Below are 19,504 nucleotides of genomic sequence, written 5' to 3'. Positions count from 1 at the left end.
GTGGCCATCTTTCCACGCGCGCTGTCGGCCCTTGCAGCCGTCCGTCGATCCACCCGACTCGCAGGGGGCGTTACCGCCAACCGGACGCGCGGTACCGTCGGGACCAGCAACGAAGCGGAGGGAGCGGCGCAATGACCGAGGGACAGACCGACGGTACGCCGACGGACGGTACGGAATCGCACGATCCGGACTTCCCGGAGGCGTTCCTGTCCTTCATGCGGCAGGGCTGGAGCGACACCGCGCTCCCCGTGACGCCCCGCCCGGAGACGCCCAACTACGCCAAGCGGCGGGCGGCCCTCTCGGCGGCCTTCCCCGGCGAGACGCTGGTGATCCCCACCGGCACCGAGAAGGTGCGGGCCAACGACACCGACTACCCGTTCCGGCCGGGCAGCGACTTCGCCTACCTGACCGGCGACCACGACGCGGACAGCGTGCTCGTGCTGCGCCCGAACGGCTCAGGACACGACGCGACGCTGTACATGCGGCCCCGGTCGTCCCGGGAGACCGACGAGTTCTTCCGCAGCCGCAACGGCGAGCTGTGGGTGGGCCGGCGGCACACGCTCGCCGAGAAGTCGACCGAGCTGGGCCTGCCCACCGCCGACCTGACCGGCCTGGAGGCGACGCTCGCCGACCTGGCGCCGGGGCGTACCCGGGTGCTGCGCGGTTTCGACGCCCAGGTGGACGCGGCCGTCCGCCCCTACGACGGCCCGCGCGCCGAGGGCCAGCCGGCCCGCGACCGGGAGCTGGCGATCGCCATCTCGGAGATGAAGCTGGTCAAGGACGAGTGGGAGATCAGCCAGCTCCAGGACGCGATCGACGCCACCGTCCGCGGCTTCGAGGACGTGGCCCGGATCCTTCCGGCGGACCGGGCGGTCTCGGAGCGGCTCCTGGAAGGTGTCTTCGCGCTGCGGGCCCGCCACGACGGCAACGACGTCGGGTACGGCTCGATCGTCGGCGCCGGCGAACACGCCACGATCCTGCACTGGGTGCACAACCACGGCGCCACCCGACCGGGTGACCTGCTGCTGATGGACATGGGGGTCGAGGGCCGCAACCTCTACACCGCCGACGTCACCCGGGTGCTGCCGGTGAGCGGCCGGTTCACCGCCCTGCAACGCCAGGTCCACGACATCGTGTACGCCTCGCAGCAGGCCGGCATCGAGGCCATCCGCCCCGGCGTGAAGTTCAAGGACGTCCACCTGACCTGCATGCGGGTCCTCGCCGAAGGGCTGTCTGACCTGGGTCTGCTGCCGGTGAGCGTGGACGAGGCGATGGACGAGAAGTCGACCGTCTACCGGCGGTGGACGCTGCACGGGTTCGGTCACATGCTCGGCATCGACGTGCACGACTGCTCGAATGCCCGCAAGGAGACGTACCGCGACGGTGCGCTGGGCGAGGGCTACGTGCTCACCGTCGAGCCGGGGCTGTACTTCCAGCCCGAGGACGAGCTGGTCCCCGCCGAACTGCGCGGCGTCGGCATCCGGATCGAGGACGACGTGCTGGTCACCGCGACCGGCGCGGCGAACCTCTCGGCCGGGTTGCCGCGCACCTCCGACGAGGTCGAGACCTGGCTGGCCGAGCAGCGCGAGGCGGGCCCCCGCCTGCCCGGCTAGGGCGCGTTTCACAAGGCGGTCGAGCCGAGGTGGAGTCCGGACGGCGATCCGGCAAGGCGCGGTCTCGTCCGGATACCGGTGTCGTATCCGGACGAAACCGCAACGCCGCCGTCGCCATCCGGGCCCGCCGCAGGCCGGCCCTGCCGCAGAGCCCGCCGCCGTCGCCCTGCCGCAGGCCCCGCCGCCGTCGCCCTGCCGCAGGCCCCGCCGCCGTCGCCCTCCGCAGGCCCCGCCGCCGTCGCCCTGCCGCAGGCCCCGCCGCAGGCCGGCCCTGCCGCGATGTCACAGCGTCCGACCTCGCCAATCTGTGGCCCAGCCCGGCCGACCCCCGCCATCCACGGTCCAGTGCGCTCCGGCGCAGGCACTGAGGGCTGGCGACCACGGCTCAGCCCGTGATCCACTCGGTTTCCTTGAAGTCGCGCTATCCCCGCCGCTCGGATACCGCGCTATTCAGGAAACCGAGTCGATCACGCTTGGAGGGCGAGCACCGTTCGGCATCCGAACACCCGACGGCCGCACTCGCGCACCGGCACCGGCACCGGCACCGGCACCGACACCGACACCGACACCGACACCGACGACTGCACACCACTCCCGCTCCTCCCGCCGGATCGACCCGCACACCAGCGCCGTCGACCAGACACCGAGGCACCCGACCCACACCAGCACCGTCGACCCAGACACCGACGCAGCCGACCCACACCAGCACCGTCGACCAGGCACCGGCGCAGCCGACCCACATCAGCACCGTCGACCAGACACCGGCACTGACTTCCGTACGGCGGCGGTAGTCCCCGGCCGGGTGGCGGCGACGTTTCGACTTGCCCAGCGGCGTCGTCCGTCGGTGTTTGTGCTGCTCGGGCCCTTCCTGCCGGCTCGGACCGGTTGCCCGCGCTCGCCTGGCCTGCGTCTAATGCGTGGTTATTTCGGATCCGTCCGCATCGCGAAGATGGTTCTCATACGGTGGGGATCAGAGGCTACAACCCATTTGTAGCTGGTCGTGGCGCCCCAGGCGGTGCGACCCCGTCTGGTAGCAGGAAAGGGCGGAAGGCTCTGATGTCCAACGACGTAACGAGTACCGACGGCGGGGCCTCGACAGCTCCGCCGACACGACGACGGCGGGCGCTCTGGGTCGCTGGCGTTGCCGGGCTGACCGGCGTGGTCGGGCTGGCAGCCCTCGGCGGCGTGGCCGCCCGGAACGACAAGCCCAAATCCGACCAGGTCTCGGACGCGCAGCCGTCGACCAACCGGGAGAACGTCAGCGACGCCGGCGGTGCGGACAAGGGTGGCGCGAAGACCGGCGGCCGGGACGACGAGTGGAGCGGCGACGACTGGAGCGGCTTCGACGACCGGTCCGGCAAGGACGACAAGCGCAACGAGAAGGACCGCACCAAGCAGATCCCGTGCGACACCGACAAGCTGATCCAGGCCATCACGTTCGCGAACAACGACGACGGCGGCGTACTGGAGCTGGCGAAGGGCTGCACCTACACCCTGACCCGCAACCAGGACGGCAACGGCCTACCGGTAATCACCCAGCCCATCACCCTCAAGGGTGAGCACACCACCATCGGCCGTGAGTCCACCGCGGACTACTTCCGCATCCTCAATGTCGGCCCCGGCGGGCACCTCACCCTCAAGGGCCTGAGCATCAAGGGTGGGCAGACCCTTCAGGCCGCGATGACCGCCGACCCGGCGACGGTCTGGGCACCGTACTCCGCCCTGGCCCGGTCGACGGCGGCCAGCCCGGCAGCCAAGCCAGCAGCGGAAGCGGCAGCCAAGCCAGCGGCAGCGGCAGCGGCAGCGGCAGCGGCCAAGCCAGCTGCAGCCAAGGCCACAGCAGCCAAGCCAGCGGCGACAGCCAAGGCCGCAGCAGCCAAACCGGCGACAGCGGCCAAGCCAGCGGCAGCAGCCAAGCCAGCGGCGACAGCCAAGACCGCAGCAGCCAAACCGGCGGCAGCAGCCAAGCCAACGGCGACAGCCAAGGCAGCGCCGGTAGCCGCGGCGGCCAAGCCGGCAGCGGCCGGGCCGGCGGTGACGCCGCTGGTCGAGCAGCCTGGGTTCAACGACGGTGCCGGGGTGCTGGTGCAGCCCGGTGGTCGCGCGGAGATCCTGGACAGCGAGTTGCTCTACAACCAGTCTGGCGGCAACGGCGGCGGGCTGGCCAACTTCGGCAGTACCAGGCTGAGCAAGACGACGGTGGCGCACAACACCGCCTTCTTCTTCGGCGGCGGCATCTTCAATGCCGGCGTACTCCAGGTCGACGAGTCGAAGGTGAAGGACAACACCGGGATCATCGGCGGCGGCGGCATCTCCAACGGCGCGGCCGAGATCTTCACCGAGGACGTCGACGGCGGCTCGGTCTGGGTCTACAAGAGCGAGGTCACCGACAACGAGACGCTCGGCTTCGGCGGTGGCGTCCTGGATGTCGGGGGCACCACGACCCTGCACGAGACGAAGGTCAGTGACAACACCGCGGTCATCGACGGTGGTGGCGTCGCGGTGGCCGACAGCCAGCTCACGCTCAAGCACGCGACGGTGGTCAAGAACAGCGCCGCTCGCGACGGTGGCGGCCTGGCGGTGACCTTCGACAGCGTCGCGACGGTCGAGAACAGCAGGATCAACGACAACACCGCGGGCTTCTCCGGCGCCGGCCTGTTCAACGATGACAGCGTCACCACGCTGCGCGACAGCGAGGTGGTGGGCAACCGGGCCGTCGGTCCGTTCGGCCGCGGCGGCGGCATCGTCAACACCGAGGGGAGCGAGGTCACGCTTCACCGGACGAAGGTGGCGCACAACTTCTCCACCCTCGAACCGGGAGGCATCTTCAACAGCCTCGGCGGCACCGTGACGCTGGACGACGAGTCCGCCGTCACTGCGAACCGCCCGACCAACTGCTTCAACGTCTTGGACTGCTTCGCCTGATCGGGTGGGGCCGAACCACATAGAGGGTGCGCCTCTTCGAGCCTGAACGGCTCGGAGGGGCGTACCCATTTGGGCAGGTCAGGCGCGTGCAGGCCGGCTTTGGTGGCCGCGTGCCAGTCCAGGCCCCGCTGGGGAAACATGAACCGAATGTGGGCTTATCTCGGATAAGCCCGCGAGGCGAGGAACATTCTCATACGGTGGTTTTGGGAGCTACAACCGATTTGTAGCAGGGGACGCCCGTCTGACGGCGGCGACCCTGTCTGGTACGAGGAGAGGGCAGAGAGCTCCGATGTCCAACTACCTAACGAACAACGAAGCCTCCGGGCGGGCGACGGCCAAGCGCCGCCGCAAGCTCTGGCTCGCCAGTGGCGTGGCCGGTTTGACGGGCGTGATCAGTCTCGCGGCGGTGGGCGTCGCGGGCAGCGCCGGAGCGGTCGGCCTGAACTGGAACACCGCGCAGGTCAGCAAGGATGGCGACCAGCGGGGTGACGAGGCGCGCGACTGGGACAAGAACGAGGACCGGGACAAGGACAAGGACAAGGACCGGGACAAGGACAAGGACCACGAGCGCGGGAAGGAGGTGCCCTGCGACACCGACAAGCTGATCCAGGCGATCGTCTTCGCGAACAGCAAGCACGGCGGTGTGCTGGAGCTGGCCAAGGGCTGCACCTACAACCTGACCCGCAACGACTACGAGGGCAACGGTCTGCCGGTGATCACCGAGCGGATCACGCTCAAGGGCGAGCACACCACGATCGCCCGGGACGCCACGGCGGACTACTTCCGGATCCTCAACGTCGGCAGCGGTGGGCACCTCACCATCAAGGGCCTGACCATCAAGGGTGGCCAGACCCTCGAACTGTTCAACGGTGTCGAGCCGGCGGCCGTCTGGGCGTCCTACTCGGACTCCGAGGCGATCGCGGCGCAGGTGAAGGCGGGCGTCCCGCTCGACCAGGCGCTCACCGCCCGGCAGGCCAACCCGAAGGCGGGCCTGACGGCCGCTCCGAAGGTCACGGCCAAGGCCGCGCCGACCGCCAAGGAGGGCGTCGTCACGCCGCTCGTCGAGTACCCGGAGTCCACCGACGGCGCCGGCATCCTGGTTCAGCCGGGTGGCACCGCCGAGATCCTGGAGTCCGAGGTCGTCCTGAACCAGTCGGGCGGCAACGGTGGTGGTGTGGCCAACTTCGGCACCACCAAGATCTGGCACAGCACCGTCACCCGTAACACCGCCTTCTTCTTCGGTGGCGGCGTGTTCAACGCCGGCCTGCTCAAGGTCGAGGAGTCGAAGATCAAGGACAACACGGCCATCATCGGTGGTGGCGGTATCTCGAACGGCGCCGCTCGGATCTTCGCCGACGACGTCGACGGCGGAACGGTCGAGCTCAAGAAGGCCGAGATCACCGACAACGAGACGCTGGGCTTCGGCGGTGGCTACCTCGACATCGAGGGCAACACCACGGCGTACGAGACCAAGTTCGTCTCGAACACCGCGGTTCTCGCCGGTGGTGGTATCGCCGCGGCAGACAGCCAGCTGAACCTGCACCACGTGACGGTTGAGAAGAACAGCACCGCCGGTGTCGGTGGCGGTGTGGCCATCGCCTTCGACAGCGTGGCCACGTTCGAGAAGAGCAGCATCAAGGACAACACCGCCGGCTTCTTCGGCGGCGGGCTCTTCAACGCCTTCAGCGTCACCACGCTGCGCGACAGCGAGGTCGTCGGCAACCGGGCCATCGGCCCGATCGGGGTCGGCGGCGGCATCTTCAACATCTTCGGCGAGGTCAACCTGTCGAAGACGAAGGTCGCCCACAACTTCTCCACCTTCGCTCCGGGCGGTGTCTTCAGCTTCTTCGGGGAGGTGAACGTGGACGACAAGTCCGCGATCACCGCGAACCGCCCGACGAACTGCCTGGCCATCCCGGGCGGCACCGTCGAGAACTGCTTCGCCTGACCGGTGACGTGCGGCCGGTGACGGCGGCACGATGACCGAAACGGGACCGGCCCCCTTCCGCACCACGCGGAAGGGGGCCGGTTCACGTCACTGCTTCTGGACGAACACCGCCACGCTGCGCGCCGGCACGGTGAACGTCCCGGCGGCCCGGTCGAACGAGGCCGTACGCAGCACCGGGTCGGCCGAGTCGACCAGCACCGGGTGCAGTGCCACGTCCGCCCCGCGCAGACCGGTCAGCGTCTGCGTGGCCGTCTTCGGGGTGGCGTTGAAGACGACGGTCACCGACGTCCACTGCCCGCCCAGCCCGCGAGCGTCCAGCGTCATGGTCAGCACGCCCGGCGTCTCCTGCGCCCCGGACAGCGGGAACGCCACCCGCCGCTGCACCTGCTCGGCGGTGGCCAGCCCGAACACCGGCGACGACGCCCGGATGCGCAGCAGCTCGGCGTACCGGGCGTCGGTGGTGTTGATCGCCGCGCAGTCGGGCACCAGCGCCGGGTCCGCGAGCAGCGGCTTCGCGTACGGCCACTTGTCCTCGTTGTCCTGCGCGGGCGGCAGGCCGGCGCCGAATCCGTTGCCCCGTTCGCAGCCCCACCGGATCTGGTTGAACCAGTCACCGGAGTTGTAGGAGTTGCGGTCCAGCGATTTCGACCGCAACCGTTCGGTGCCTGCGGTGACGAACCCGGTGCCCTGACCCAGCACCACTGCGCCGAGCGCCAGCACCTGCATCCGGGAGCGGTCCGCCGCCGAGGTGGCCTGCGGCAGTTTGTACGCCAGCGCGTCGTACAGGATCTCGTTGTCGTGGGCGTCGACGTAGGTGACGGCCTCCCCCGGCGCGGCGGTGTAGCCGGCCGGGGAGCCGTTGTAGTCCACCTGCTCCCCGGTGACCTGCCGTCCGGTGGTGTCGGTGAAGCGGTACCCGCGCAGGTTGCCGACCAGACCCACCTTGATCAGGTCGTGGGCGCGCAGCAGGCGCGCCTTCTGCTCGGCCGCCGATCCGTTGACCTCGTCGCCGTTCGGGTCGGTGTAGAGCCCGGACGCGAAGCCCTGGGCCCGGGGGTTGGGGTCGAACGGTCCGCCGCCGCGCACCGCGTCGCGCAGCCGGTCGTTGAAGGTGCCGATGCCGGTGCCGGCCATGTTGGCCTGGGTGGCCTGGACGAAACGGGCGTCGCCCGCGACCTCGCCGAAGTTCCAGCCCTCGCCGTAGAGCATGATCGCCTTGCCGTCGACACCGTCGCGGGCGACGGTCAGCCGGTCCAGGGCTCGGCGTACGGCCAGGATGTTCGCCTTCGGGTGGTGACCCATCAGGTCGAACCGGAAACCGTCCACCTTGTACTGCTTCGCCCAGGTGACCAGCGAGTCGACGACCAGCTTGCCCATCATGGCGTGCTCGGGCGCGGTGTTGGCGCAGCAGGTGGAGTTGGCCACCGTCCCGTCCTCCAACAACCGGTGGTAGTAGCCGGGCACCACCTGGTCGAGCACCGACCTGTCGTCGACGCCGGCAGCCGAGGTGTGGTTGTAGACCACGTCCATGACCACCCGGAGCCCGGCGTCGTTCACCCCGGCGACCATCCGCCGGAACTCGGTGGTCCGCGCCGCGCCGGCCGGGTCGACGGCGTAGCCGCCCTCGGGCACGGTGTAGTGCAGTGGGTCGTACCCCCAGTTGTAGCCGTCGGTTTCGGCGACCGCCGCCACGCACTTCTGCTGCTCCGCGGAGTCCGGCGGGAGCGCCGCCAGGTCGCAGGCGGGCTGACGCTGGTCGGCCCGCTTCTCCGGGATCGTCGCGAAGTCGAACGCCGGCAGCAGGTGCAGATGGGTGACACCGGCGTCACCGAGGGCGCGCAGGTGGGTCATCCCCGCGGTCTTCGGGTCGGTGAAGGCGAGGAACGTGCCCCGCCGCTCGGCCGGCACGGTCTCGTCGGCGATGGAGAAGTCCCGCACCGACAGTTCGGAGATCTGCGCCTTCGCCGGTGGCACCGGCGAAGGTTTGCGCAGCGTCCGCCAACCCGCCGGGGCCAGTGCCGCGTCGTTCAGGTCGACCAGCAGGCTGTGCGTGGAGTCCGCGGCGAGGGCCACCGAGTACGGGTCGGTCACCGACGCGGTGACCATCTTCTGCGCCGCCGGCTGCCACGCCCGCACCTGGTACCGGTAGTACCTGCCGGTCCAGCTGTGGTCGCCGCGCGCCGACCAGACGCCGGTGCGGTCGTCGCGGCGCATCGGCACGGCCCTCGGCGCGGCGGTCGGCGAGTCGAACAACTGCAACGTCACCGTCCGCGCGGTCGGCGCCCACACCGCGAGGCTCGGCGTCCGACCGGCGAAGGTCGGCCCGAGGGTGGCCTGGGTGGCGCGGGAGTACACGTCGTCGAGCACGCCGGGGATCTGCACGCCGGTCGCCGCGAGCAGGGCGCCCGCCGCGTCGCGCTCGGTCACCAGCACCTGCCCCCGCAGCGCCGCCGGGACCTTGGCCAGGTCGCCCCGGTCCAGCGCGAAGCTACGGTACGACCACAGGTGCGGAAACCTGTCGCGGTGGGCCTCGGTGAGCCCGTTGCGCTGCGCCCGCAACGGCAACGTGGTGTACGTCCCGGTCAGCTCCCCGTCGACCACAGCGACCCCGCCCTCCGGTGCGAGGACCAGCGCGTACGTCTTGCCGTCGGTCGGCGGGGTCTGCCACGCCACGGTGGACCTGTCGATCCAGTGCGCCTTCTGTCTGGTGATGTCGGTGTCCCCGCTGGCGCTGGTCGCCGTCGGCGGCAGCAACCGGCCCGGCGTGGCGGCGAGCAGCCACACCTCCCGGCCGACGCTTCCGAAGTCGAGCCGCTGGTCGTCGGGCAGGTCCTTGGTGTCGCCCTGGTGGATGATGTAGTTCAGCCCGGTCGCGCCGGCCGCCAGCGGCACCCGGAACACCGCGCCGAACGCGTCAGTCCTGGTGGGCTTCAGCGGCGCGGACCACTCGGTCGGGTCGGCCGCACCGTCCCACACGTGCAGGCCCCAGCCGTCGTAGTTGCCGTCGGCCCGCCGGTAGTGGATCACCGCGGTGCCCTCCTCGACCGGCGGGTCCGGTTCACCGGTGGCCGCCTGCCGACTCGGGTAGACCACCGGGTCGCCCTGCTTGAGCCAGACCTCCCCGGTGGCGGTGACGTCGATGCTGCGGTCCTGGGCGACGTCCTTGTCGCCGTTCTTGTCGACCACCACGAAACCGACGGACTTCGCGCCCGGCTTGAGCTTCACCCAGGCGAACCGGCCGTAGGAGTCCTCCCCGGCGAACGGCTGCCCCTTGGGCCACTCGGTGACGTACGCCGGGTCGATGTCCCCCCAGGCGTACAAACCCCAGTCGTCGTACCCACCGGCGGGGCGCTGGTAGTGCACCACCGCCCACTCCCGGGACTTGCCCTGCGCCGGCGTACCCACGATGGCCGTGGACCGGGCGGTCGCGGTGCGGCCCCGACCGTCGCGGACCACCGCCTTGTACTCGATCCGGGTGCCGCCGGCCAGGCCGGTCAGGTCGTGCTGCACCGTGTACGGCGCGCGGTCGGCGCTGCCCAGCAACGTCCACCGGCCGCCGGCGACCCGGGCGGCGACGGTGACGGTGGCGAGCGGGTCACCGGTCACCTGGGCGGTGACAGCGGCCCGGGTGGCGACCAGCGCGTCCGGAGCCGGGGTGGTGATGGTGATGCGCGGCGCGGCGGTCGGGCGCGCGACGGGCGTGCCGGCCCGGTGCACCACCGCCGACAGCGGCGGCACGGTGAGGGTCAGCCTGCCGTCGGCGCTGGCGGTGGCGGTCTGGCTGCCGCCGTAGATGCCGGTGAAGGTGGCGCCGGCCGACCAGGTGTCCACGGTGACAGTCTGCGCGGTGTCGGCGTTGTTCACCGCCACCACGTACTCGGTCCGATCGGCGGGAGCGATCCGGGAGGCGGCGAAGACGCCGGGGCCGTCGGCGGCGTAACGGGTGACCTGCACACCGTCGCGCAGCGCCGGGTGCGCCTGGCGCAGCCGACCCAGCTCGGCGATGGTCCGGTACAGCGGGTGACCGGTGTCGAACTGGTCGCTGGCGTGGGTGCGGTCGGTGCCGAGCAGGTCGTCGTCGAGATAGTCGGGCACCTTCGAGGCGAACATGTCCTGCCGGGCGTCCTTGTCGCCGCCGGGCCCGGTGAAGCCCTGCTCGTCACCGGAGTAGATCACCGGTTGTCCGCGGGTCAGGAACATCAACTGGTGCGCGAGTTGGTCACGGCGCAGATGACTTGCCGGGTCGGTGCCACCGCCGGCGACGAACGACCCGATCCGGCCCATGTCGTGGTTGCCGAGGAAGGTGGTCAGCCGGCCCGCGTCGGTGTTCCGGGCGGCGTAGAGGTCGTCGCGCGCGTACACGTCGGCGAGCGCCCTGGCCGAGCCCGCACCGGCGGTGTAACCGCGCGCGGCTTCCTGGAACGCGAAGTCGAGAGTCGCCGGCAAACCACCCTGCCGGACGTAGCTGGAGCTGATCTCCGGATCGGCGCTGTACACCTCGCCGAACATGAAGAAGTCCTTCTTGCCGGCCTTCTCGGCGGCCCGCTCGATGCCCTGGCTGAACTGCGGCCAGAAGTCCATGTTGACGTGCTTCACGGTGTCCAGTCGGAACCCGTCGACGCCGGTGGCGCCGATCCAGTCCCCGTACGCCTTGGTCATCCCCCGGACCACCTCGGGCCGCTCGGTCCACAGGTCGTCGAGACCGAAGAAGTCGCCGTACTCGCTGTTCTCGCCCGCGAAGGTGGAGTCGCCCCGGTTGTGGTACATGGTGACGTCGTTCAGCCAGGCCGGGACCTTGACGGTCGAGTCCGTCGGCTCCAGGAACTTCGGGGTGTACGGAAACGACTCCTCGTCGACCGGCGGGAACGCCCGGCTGCCGTCGGCGTAGTTCCGGTCCTCGAACGCCCGCCCCTGCGCGTCGGTGTACGGCGAGGCCGCCTTGTCCACGTACGCGTAGGAGCCCTCGGCGTACTTGATGACGTCGGCGGTGTGATTGACGATCACGTCGAGGTAGACCTTGATGCCGCGCTGATGGGCGAGCTTGACCAGCCTCTTCATGTCCTCCTTGGTGCCGAAGTGCGGGTCCACCTCGGTGAAGTCGGTGATCCAGTAACCGTGGTATCCGGCGGAGATGTCGCTGCCGGAACCCTGTACCGGCCGGTTCTTGAAGATCGGGGCGAGCCAGATGGCGGTGGTGCCCATCCCCTGGATGTAGTCCAACCTGTCGATGACACCCTTGAGGTCACCGCCGTGGTAGAAGCCCTTGTCGGTCGGGTCGAGCCCGGTCCGCAGCCGGTCACCGGCGAGGCCACCCCGGTCGTTGCGGGGGTCGCCGTTGGCGAACCGGTCCGGCAGGACGAAGTAGAACTGTTCGGCCCGTGCGGAGTTGCCGCCGGCCTTCAACAGCGCCTCGGCGGTGGGTTCGTTGCCCCACTGGGCGCCGCCGCCGACGGTGACCGGGGCAGCGCCGGTCGGGCGAGGGCCCGCAGCGGCAGCCGGCGGCACGGCAACCGAGGTGCCGACGAGCGTCAGGGTGAGCAGGGAGACGAGGGCCAGGGTGGTGTGCGGTATCGGCGAGGGTTTCATCGACGCCTTCCTCTGGTCGTTGATGGCCGCACGCTAACGCTCGCCGAAACATTCTGCAATGACTTGCAAACATGGTCGAAACAGAGCAGCTTCCTTGCGGAAGCGCCATCAGAAGCCGGCGCAGCGCACCCCGTCGACAGTGCACAACCTCGGCGTACTGGACGCCCACTCCATGTGGAACCGCAACGACACCGACCCGCCGGGGCGCACGTCCACCCCACTGACGTACGTGAAGCCGCTGCCGGACTGCCGGACCGTCCCCTGTGGAACGCCCTCCACCCAGGCGGTCACGAGCCGCCCACCGGAGAACTCCAACCGCACCGTCCAACCACGGCTCTGGGCCGACACGTTGACCATCGACACCTCGCCGATGAAACCCCCGTCGAAGCTCTGCACCACCCGGTACCGCCCGCTGACCGCCGGCTGCCCCTGCGGAGCACGACTCGGCGACCGCGTCGCCGCCGGCCCACCGGTCGGACTGACGGGCGGGGCGACCGACGGCGACCGCGAACCGGCCACGGCACTCGGCGGCAACCCGCTCGCGCGCCCGGACAACCCCGGCAACAACGGCGACGGCGACGCCACCGGCGCGGATCGACTCGGTGCCGCCTCCGCCGACGGCAACGGCAACGGCAACGCCGGTGGCGCCGACGCCCCGTCCGGCGCCGGACTACGTCCCCGGTACGTGCCCAGGACCATGAAGAGCAGGACCACCATCACGACGACACCAGCGCCCACCACGACCCAGGGCGACGACACGATCGCGACCGGACCGGGCGACAGTCGCGGGGCGCGACGAATGCCGGACATGAACCTCCCTCAGCGGACCGTCCGGGCAGCGTAGCGATCAGCGGCCGGACCGGAAAGCGCCGACACCGCCCAACTCCCGCTCAGCCAAGCCGACAGTCGACCCCGTTGATGGTGCATCGACGCGGCCGTTCCGCCGACTCACCCCACCCGACGCGCAACCGCACCGTCCGCGAAGCACCCGGCTCCAGCGAACGAGTCCCCCGCAACACGAACTCGCCGTTCCCGCGCCCGCGCATCGAGATTCCCGAGTCGTCGGCGAGGCGCAGGGCCCAGAGGTCGTCGTCGAACGTCAACTCCACCGACCAGTCGACCGACCGGCTCGACTCGTTCGCGATCGACAACACCGCCGCGTCCCCGTCCCAGCCGTTCGTGCCGACCTGGTACCTGGCGGTGACCGTGGCACCCGCCGACGGCGTCGACACCAGCGGGGCACCCGTCAGTGCCGGCGTCGGAGAGCCGGTCACAGTGGCCCGTGGCGACGGCGCCCGACTGCTTCGCGACGGCCGAGGCGACACCGAACGCCGCTCCACGCCGGCCGGAGTCGGCCCACCCGTCGCCGACGCGGCAGCCGGCACCGTCGGCAGGAACACCGGAGGGGCCGCCCGCGGTACGGACTCCCGCTCCCTCGTCCGGAACGACAACAGAGCGACCACCAGCAGCACCACCAGCGCACACACACCGAGCAGCACCACGATCCACGGCACCGATGCCAACATTCGAGCCGCCCGCGACCCTGCCGCACCATCCGGCCGCACCGCCATCAGGTCTCCCCTCGTCCCCACCGACGCGACAGCGTAGCCAGCACTGTCCCGCTCGGAAATCGGACGGGTACCGATCGAGCCGACCAGCCGACGCGCTACGGAAAACGGCCCGACCTGGCGGACGGTCCCGCTCGATCAGCCCGTCCGGACGACGGTGCAGATGACCGGCCCCTCGTCCGACATCCGCAGCAGGTAACGATACCGCTCCCCCGGCACCGCCTGCCCCTGGCTGTCCAGGAACTCCCACTCCACCGCGACCATCCTCAACAGCGCGGACACCGGCTGCACATCCTCGATCCGGGCGTGCGCCGCGATCAGCTCCCGGTCCTGGTAGTCCGGTGCGGCACCCACGAAGGACAACGCCACCGCCGCCGGCGACGTGAACGAGAAGCTGTAGGTGTCGGCCACCACCAAACCCGGGAGGGCGTAGCAGCCCGCGATGGCCGGCAGGTCGCCGGAGGTCAGCGCCACGCCGTACCGGTCGAAGAAGTCGGCCAGCGTGTCGAGATCCGTGGAGGCGTTCACGGCCACAGCAATTGCCGGTCACCACCCAGGTCAAACCTCAGCGCGGCGGCACCCGTACCTCGATCTCCGAGCCCAGCCGGGCATCGGCGGCCAGACCCAGGTCGTCCCCGCTCCAGAACCGCCCCGGGTCGTACCAGTTGGGACGCCGGCCCGCCGGCAGCAACCCCATCGCCTCGTAGGTCACCGCGACCACCTCGGCGCAGTACGCCGTCTCCAGCGCCCGGTCCCGCTCCCCCGCTGACCCGGCCGGGCTGGAAGGGGTGGCCGGGACTGGCCGAGGCGCTGGCCGGCCGGGCCGCGGCAGCGCCGGCACCCGACCACGCACCCAGCGCCACGCCAACTGCGCGGTCGACGGGAACGGGGTGCCGTCCAACCGCGCGATCGTCCGCAGCACCGCCTGCTCCATCTCCCCGTCGGCCGGCGGGTCGAGCTGCCGCAACCAGGCCCGCTGCCCGTACCGGTTGGCCCAGACGCAGACCGCGTCCCGCAGGTCGTGCAACTGGACGCCACGCTGGTGGGTGCCCGACCACAGATCCGGCAACGACCTGCCCAACTCCGCATGCCACATCAACGGCGGCATGTCGTCCAGCACCACCGCCATCCCCACATGGTTGACGGGGCTGTTGGTGGTGAACTGGATCGCCCGGTCCGGCACGCTGCGACCCCGGAACACCCACACGTCACCGGTGCGGGTCAACTCGACGGCCTCATCCAGGCTGATGCTCATGAGGGTCTAGCCTAGGCCGATGGCGCAACGAATGCGGTGGTGGAAGGTTCTCGGGCTGGCCGGCCTCGCCGGCGTCGCAGCCTCCGGCGTGGTCATCGCACGGGCCGAACGGCGCCGACGCGCGTACACCCCGGATGAGATTCGGCAGCGGCTGCTGGAGCGGCACGCCCAGGCCGGCGACACCGCCAAGCCGACCGACCCCGCCTGACCGACCGTCCCCTGTGCAGCGCAGGCGGGTCAGCCGGGCAGGTTGATGATCGACACGACGAGGGCATGACGACGCCTGGAGCTGCTCGCCGTCGGCTGACCCGCCCCGCCCGCCGAATACCCCTCCGCGCGCGGATGAACAGGCTTCCGTCGGTGCCGCACCAGATTGGGCATCTCTCGCACCCGACGATCGCCGTCGTACGACGATCGTCAGAGAGCCGATCGACGGTGGGGGTAAAGAGGTGGGCAGCAGACGTCGGGGTGCCCGACCGGCGGAGAGTGCGCTGCACGAGGGCCGGGAGGCCTACGAACGGCTTCGCACCTACCTCATCCTCGCGGTGCAGGCGGGTGTGGCCGCCGGGTTGGCCTGGTTCGTCGCCAGCGACGTGCTGCACAATCCGCAGCCGCTGTTCGCACCCGCCGCCGCGGTCGGCACGATCGCGGCGGCCGTCGGCAATCGGGCCCGTCGCACTCTGGAACTTCTCGCCGGGGTGATCCTGGGGGTTCTGGTCGGAAACGGGCTCATACGGTTCATCGGGTCGGGACCGATACAGACCGGCGTGGTCGTGGCACTGGCCATTTCGGCGGCAGCCGTCTTTCGAGGCACCGGAGCCGTCATGGTCCAGGCGGGGAGCACCGCCGTCCTGCTCGGCACCGTGTCTCCGGAACGGCCGGATCTGGCCGTGCCGCGGACGGCGAACGCGCTGGTAGGGGTGCTGGTGGCCATCGTGGTGGCCTTGCTGATCCTGCCGCTCAACCCGGTGCGGATCGTGCACCGCGCCGCTGGCCCGGCAGTCGATGCCATCGCCCGGGAGATGACCGCCACCGCCAACGCGCTGGCTCATTGCGACGTGCGGCAGGCCGAGGAGGCCCTACAGCGACTGCGTGCGGCAGAGGCGGCCCGACGCAACATGGGCGACGTGGTCGCCGCAGCATGTGAAGTCGCGATCCTCTCACCGTGGCGGAGGAGACGGCTGGGCATCATGCGTCGGTACGCGCGGGCGGCCGAGCACCTTGAACTCGCCTACACCAGCAGCCGCGAGATGGTGCAGTGGGCGGTGTCGGCTCTGCACGCCCGGGAGACGCTGCCGGCCGGCCTTTCCACAGCGATCGAGCACTTCGGCCAGGCGTTCAGGCTGCTGCATCGTGACTTCCTGGCCGGACGGGAGCCGGACCGTGCGCGGGAGCGAGCGCTACAGGTGATCACCGACATCGACGAGGCATGCGCCGCGGGTGTCGGGTCGTCCGGGTCCGTCGTCGTCTCGCAACTGCGCGTTGTCGTCAGTCAACTGCTCCAGATCTCCGGGCTCCCCCAGACAGAGGCGAACAGGCAGGCCGGTTTGCACGCCGACGTGTGAGCGTTCAGGGCCGCGGGCCGTCGGTTTCCGAAGTCAGGCTGAGGCGATCCCGGATCAGCGTGATCACCGTGTCGGTGGTCCGGTCGAGGTGGCTGCGGCCATCGGGCAAGCGGGCCTCCGGGGCGATGTAGCTGCGGGTACCGATGTGCGTGGCCGGGTCGAGCCGGTGCACGGTGATCTTCCCTTCGCGGTCGGCCCGGTTCCATCCGCTCCAGCGGAACAGCCGCCACCGCTGCGGAAAGATCCAGGTGCCGACCCGCTCGATCCAGTCGCCGGCACTGGTGAGCTGGTAGAGGTGCTGGGCATGGGTGATGTCGTTGGCACCGTTGTGGAACCCGCCGAGAGTGATCAGCCAGAGCGGGGCGCGCAGCTCGGACCACAGTTCGTTCACCGCACCGCTGGCGACCTGGGCGCCACCGCTGTAGCTGAGCAACACCACGGGTATACCGCTGTCCGGCCGGTAACCGGCGACCCGAAGCTCGGTGGCGATCTGCGCGCCGACGGCCCGGTTGTACAGGGGGCGGTAGCGGCGGTCGGCGGCGACGAAGATCTGCATCACGTTGTGCAGGAACAACAGCAGCCCGATGCGGCGGCGCACCCAGTTCCAGACCGGCCGGTCGGCGAGCGGCACGGCCAGCGGGGAGTAGGGCTGCACCTGGCCCAGCACCCTGAGCTCCGGTGCTCGGTTGATCAGGGCCTTGACCAGTCGGCCGCCATCGCGGGTGTCGTGGAAACGCCGTTTCCCGATGCCGTCCAGATAGACCAGGTACGCGTCCGGAGGGCGGTCCGGATCAGCCCCACGGGCGTAGGACATGCCCTCGGGGCGGGAGATGGTGGGTGTGCGCCAGCCCGCGGCGTAGACCAGCACCTCGTAGCGGGCGAGCAGGGCCTCGGCGATCAGCACCAGCCCGAGCCCCCCGAGCAGCAGCAGGAGCGCCAGTCCGATCACGCGACCGGCTCCGGTGCTCGTCTGGTGTTGAGCTTCACGACGAGGCGGCGGACGGCCTCGACGGAGACGCCGAGCCCGACACCCGCGACCGCTACGCAGCCGGCGGCCTCCCACCAGCCGACTCCGGCCGTGGTGGCGAGCGCACCGGCGAGGCCGGCCCCCACTCCCACCATGAGCAACAGGTGCAACAGTGGCCCGAGCAGTGGGAATGCGAGAACCCCAGCAAGCACCAGCGGTGCGGCCAGCCCCGGTGTCCAGACCAGTGCGGCATCGTCGGACGCCGCCGTGGGCAGCACCAGACCGGCAACCGCCCACGCGGACAGCGGCCAGAGCGCGAACACCGCGCCGTCGACGATCGCGCCCGCCAGCAACAGGCTGACCACTCTCACGTGCGACACGCCGGACAGGCGTGCCACCACCGGCAGGAGACGCCCGGCGGCCTCGGACAGCCCGGCGACCAGCAGCAGGATGGCGACGACGGCAGACATCGATCAGCCCTGCGGTGGCAGGTTGGCGGAGCCCGGCTGCGTGACCGAGCCGGTCTGCTGCACGAAGCGCTCCAGTACGTCGGCAGCACGCGCATAGCCGCCCGCCTGACGCTGGGCGACCTGCAGGGTGCTCGCGGCGGCCCGGAATCGAGGCTCGTCGAGCAGGCGCTGAGCGAGAGCCCGCACGGCCTCCACCGTGACGTCCTCGGTGCGGATCGACAGACCGGCATCGAGCTCGACGATGCGGGAAGCCACCAACACTTGGTCGGCGCCCTGCGGCACCACCAGCATCGGGGTGCCGGCGTACAGGGCCTCGTTGACGCTGTTCACCCCGCCGTGGGTGATGAACAGCGCTGCGCGGGCCAGCACCTCCAACTGCGGCACGGAACGGTGGGCGAGCACGTTGCCCGGTAGCGGGCCGAGCGCGGCGGGCTCGGTGTGTCCGGTGGAGATGATCACGGTGCCAGCCAGCGGGGCGAGCGCGTCGGCGAAGGTGCGCAGCAGCTGCGGGGCGTCGAACACCGTGCCCATCGAGGCGTACACCACCGGGTCCCGCAGTCGATCGATTGGGAACGACGAGTCTGCGGGGCGGGCACCGATGCTCGGCCCGACGAACTGGTAGGACTGGTCGAAACTGTCCGCCTCGGGGTGGAACGCGCGCGAGGTGTAGACCAGGTTGAGCGGCTGACGGATGTTGGCCAGGTCGATCAGGGGCAACCTGCGGGTGTCGTACCGGCGGCGCAGTTCCCAGCGGGACCTCAGGTACCCCGCGGTGGGACGAGGAAGGGCCGCCGCGGCGCTGAGCAGCTTCCAGGAGCCGCGGGTCGGGCTGGGCACCTGCCGGTTGAAGGCGAACGTGGTGAACGACGATGCCGGCGGCACGCCGAGTTCCCGGGCGGTCACCGGCCCCCACGGGCAGAGGGAGTCGTGCACGATCAGATCGGGTCGGGTGCCCCGCAGGTCGGTGAGGACGGCGGGCAGCACGCGCACGGCGGTACGGGCAAGCTGCTCCATCACCGTGACGGGCGTCGGCGGCCCGGAGAGCGGTAGGTCGTCCCCGGGGTAGAGGAGCACTCGCGCCCCGGTGGCCGCGATCTGCTCGGCGTAGGCCGGCGACGTGTGGTAGGTGACGGAGTGGCCACGACGAACAAGCTCGCCCACGACAGGCAATGTCGGGTTGATGTGCCCGTGCATGGCGATGTTCAGGAATGCCACTGCGCTCATCGGTCGACCCCGGGCGAGGAAGGAGCCAGAGCCCGGCAAAATGCAGCGTCCATGATCCACCCTTCTCGGTCAGAGCCTAGATGTTGCCTGGGGGCATCGCGCCGGGGACCAGGTACTCGACCCGTAAGCGGCCGACTCGTACCGTCTGGCACCTGATCAGCCTCCCCATGCCGTCAGTGCCGAATGTCCGGTTTCGGCCCGGCCGGACTGCGTCGTTCGGCCGGTCATGGGGCCGCTGTCGGGTGGTCGGGGCCACCCTCAGCGTGGAATCGGGGGCCGGGCGGGGTCGTTATACCTGGCATGCCACCGCGACTCTCCGGGTCGTGGGGTACGGCAGCCGGCGGGAACATCCGCCAGGCCGCCCCGGTTACATCCCCCGCGAC

At 70.5% G+C, this 19,504-nt stretch carries 14 protein-coding genes; 6 read left to right on the top strand and 8 right to left on the bottom strand.

Annotated elements, in window-relative coordinates:
• The first annotated feature begins 131 nt into the window (after nucleotides 1–131).
• The 3 genes from ABGB10_RS31510 to ABGB10_RS31500 all read left to right on the top strand — a co-directional run bounded on the left by ABGB10_RS31510 (nucleotide 132) and on the right by ABGB10_RS31500 (nucleotide 6,486).
• On the top strand, nucleotides 132–1,613 hold the full coding sequence (locus ABGB10_RS31510; RefSeq protein ID WP_347664620.1) for an aminopeptidase P family protein: 1,482 nt from the start codon (nucleotides 132–134) through the stop codon (nucleotides 1,611–1,613).
• Between the two features lie 1,056 nt (nucleotides 1,614–2,669).
• Entirely contained in the window at nucleotides 2,670–4,538 is a 1,869-nt protein-coding gene (locus tag ABGB10_RS31505; protein ID WP_347664619.1) for a hypothetical protein, read from the top strand.
• A gap of 289 nt (nucleotides 4,539–4,827) precedes the next feature.
• Nucleotides 4,828–6,486, top strand: a complete 1,659-nt coding sequence (locus tag ABGB10_RS31500; protein ID WP_347664618.1) for a hypothetical protein — start codon at nucleotides 4,828–4,830, stop codon at nucleotides 6,484–6,486.
• A gap of 87 nt (nucleotides 6,487–6,573) precedes the next feature.
• On the opposite strand, the gene pulA is transcribed toward ABGB10_RS31500, so the two are convergent.
• Together pulA and ABGB10_RS31490 are read right to left on the bottom strand one after the other, a co-directional pair.
• A complete protein-coding gene (gene pulA, locus ABGB10_RS31495) occupies nucleotides 6,574–12,072 on the bottom strand; it encodes a pullulanase-type alpha-1,6-glucosidase (RefSeq protein ID WP_347664617.1) in 5,499 nt (1,832 codons plus the stop codon).
• A 108-nt stretch (nucleotides 12,073–12,180) separates the two neighbouring features.
• Nucleotides 12,181–12,429 carry a hypothetical protein gene (locus ABGB10_RS31490; RefSeq protein WP_347664642.1) on the bottom strand — a complete coding sequence of 83 codons (249 nt, stop codon included), beginning with the start codon at nucleotides 12,427–12,429 and terminating at the stop codon, nucleotides 12,181–12,183.
• A gap of 13 nt (nucleotides 12,430–12,442) precedes the next feature.
• Here ABGB10_RS31490 and ABGB10_RS31485 point away from each other — a divergent pair, with 13 nt between their 5' ends.
• A complete protein-coding gene (locus ABGB10_RS31485) occupies nucleotides 12,443–12,916 on the top strand; it encodes a hypothetical protein (RefSeq protein WP_347664616.1) in 474 nt (157 codons plus the stop codon).
• Between the two features lie 46 nt (nucleotides 12,917–12,962).
• On the opposite strand, the gene ABGB10_RS31480 is transcribed toward ABGB10_RS31485, so the two are convergent.
• From ABGB10_RS31480 to ABGB10_RS31470, 3 genes are all read right to left on the bottom strand, one after another.
• On the bottom strand, nucleotides 12,963–13,586 hold the full coding sequence (locus ABGB10_RS31480; protein ID WP_347664615.1) for a hypothetical protein: 624 nt from the start codon (nucleotides 13,584–13,586) through the stop codon (nucleotides 12,963–12,965).
• Between the two features lie 192 nt (nucleotides 13,587–13,778).
• Complete coding sequence (locus ABGB10_RS31475) at nucleotides 13,779–14,168, bottom strand: hypothetical protein (protein WP_347664614.1); 390 nt, start codon at nucleotides 14,166–14,168, stop codon at nucleotides 13,779–13,781.
• Between the two features lie 37 nt (nucleotides 14,169–14,205).
• A complete protein-coding gene (locus tag ABGB10_RS31470) occupies nucleotides 14,206–14,895 on the bottom strand; it encodes a hypothetical protein (protein ID WP_347664613.1) in 690 nt (229 codons plus the stop codon).
• Between the two features lie 19 nt (nucleotides 14,896–14,914).
• Here ABGB10_RS31470 and ABGB10_RS31465 point away from each other — a divergent pair, with 19 nt between their 5' ends.
• Together ABGB10_RS31465 and ABGB10_RS31460 are read left to right on the top strand one after the other, a co-directional pair.
• Nucleotides 14,915–15,103 carry a hypothetical protein gene (locus ABGB10_RS31465; protein WP_347664646.1) on the top strand — a complete coding sequence of 63 codons (189 nt, stop codon included), beginning with the start codon at nucleotides 14,915–14,917 and terminating at the stop codon, nucleotides 15,101–15,103.
• A 241-nt stretch (nucleotides 15,104–15,344) separates the two neighbouring features.
• Complete coding sequence (locus ABGB10_RS31460) at nucleotides 15,345–16,460, top strand: FUSC family protein (protein WP_347664612.1); 1,116 nt, start codon at nucleotides 15,345–15,347, stop codon at nucleotides 16,458–16,460.
• 4 nt (nucleotides 16,461–16,464) lie between these two features.
• Here the strand turns inward: ABGB10_RS31460 and ABGB10_RS31455 are convergent, their stop codons facing one another.
• Genes ABGB10_RS31455 through ABGB10_RS31445 form a run of 3 tightly spaced genes read right to left on the bottom strand, consistent with a single transcriptional unit; the run spans nucleotide 16,465 to nucleotide 19,121 of the window.
• The gene (locus tag ABGB10_RS31455) at nucleotides 16,465–17,409 is read right to left on the bottom strand and encodes a hypothetical protein (RefSeq protein WP_347664611.1); all 945 of its coding nucleotides are present in this window, start codon (nucleotides 17,407–17,409) and stop codon (nucleotides 16,465–16,467) included.
• Nucleotides 17,406–17,897: a hypothetical protein gene (locus ABGB10_RS31450; protein ID WP_347664610.1), complete on the bottom strand. Its 492-nt coding sequence runs from the start codon at nucleotides 17,895–17,897 to the stop codon at nucleotides 17,406–17,408. The genes ABGB10_RS31455 and ABGB10_RS31450 overlap by 4 nt, the downstream gene beginning before the upstream one ends.
• 3 nt (nucleotides 17,898–17,900) lie before the next feature.
• A complete protein-coding gene (locus ABGB10_RS31445; protein ID WP_347664609.1) occupies nucleotides 17,901–19,121 on the bottom strand; it encodes a macrolide family glycosyltransferase in 1,221 nt (406 codons plus the stop codon).
• Nucleotides 19,122–19,504 lie beyond the last annotated feature (383 nt).

The organism is Micromonospora sp. B9E7, assembly GCF_039871815.1.
Taxonomy (GTDB): Bacteria; Actinomycetota; Actinomycetes; order Mycobacteriales; family Micromonosporaceae; genus Micromonospora.
The sequence above is the reverse complement of the archived record's forward strand: the minus strand, read 5'-3'. Positions and strand labels throughout refer to the sequence as shown.

Bases quoted from the DNA above. Each gene is read 5' to 3' on its own strand.
- pulA (WP_347664617.1), bottom strand. From the start codon at position 12,072: ATGAAACCCTCGCCGATACCGCACACCACCCTGGCCCTCGTCTCCCTG.
- ABGB10_RS31465 (WP_347664646.1), top strand. From the start codon at position 14,915: ATGGCGCAACGAATGCGGTGGTGGAAGGTTCTCGGGCTGGCCGGCCTC.
- ABGB10_RS31470 (WP_347664613.1), bottom strand. From the start codon at position 14,895: ATGAGCATCAGCCTGGATGAGGCCGTCGAGTTGACCCGCACCGGTGAC.
- ABGB10_RS31490 (WP_347664642.1), bottom strand. From the start codon at position 12,429: ATGGTCAACGTGTCGGCCCAGAGCCGTGGTTGGACGGTGCGGTTGGAG.
- ABGB10_RS31485 (WP_347664616.1), top strand. From the start codon at position 12,443: ATGAAACCCCCGTCGAAGCTCTGCACCACCCGGTACCGCCCGCTGACC.
- ABGB10_RS31450 (WP_347664610.1), bottom strand. From the start codon at position 17,897: ATGTCTGCCGTCGTCGCCATCCTGCTGCTGGTCGCCGGGCTGTCCGAG.
- ABGB10_RS31505 (WP_347664619.1), top strand. From the start codon at position 2,670: ATGTCCAACGACGTAACGAGTACCGACGGCGGGGCCTCGACAGCTCCG.
- ABGB10_RS31500 (WP_347664618.1), top strand. From the start codon at position 4,828: ATGTCCAACTACCTAACGAACAACGAAGCCTCCGGGCGGGCGACGGCC.
- ABGB10_RS31510 (WP_347664620.1), top strand. From the start codon at position 132: ATGACCGAGGGACAGACCGACGGTACGCCGACGGACGGTACGGAATCG.
- ABGB10_RS31445 (WP_347664609.1), bottom strand. From the start codon at position 19,121: ATGAGCGCAGTGGCATTCCTGAACATCGCCATGCACGGGCACATCAAC.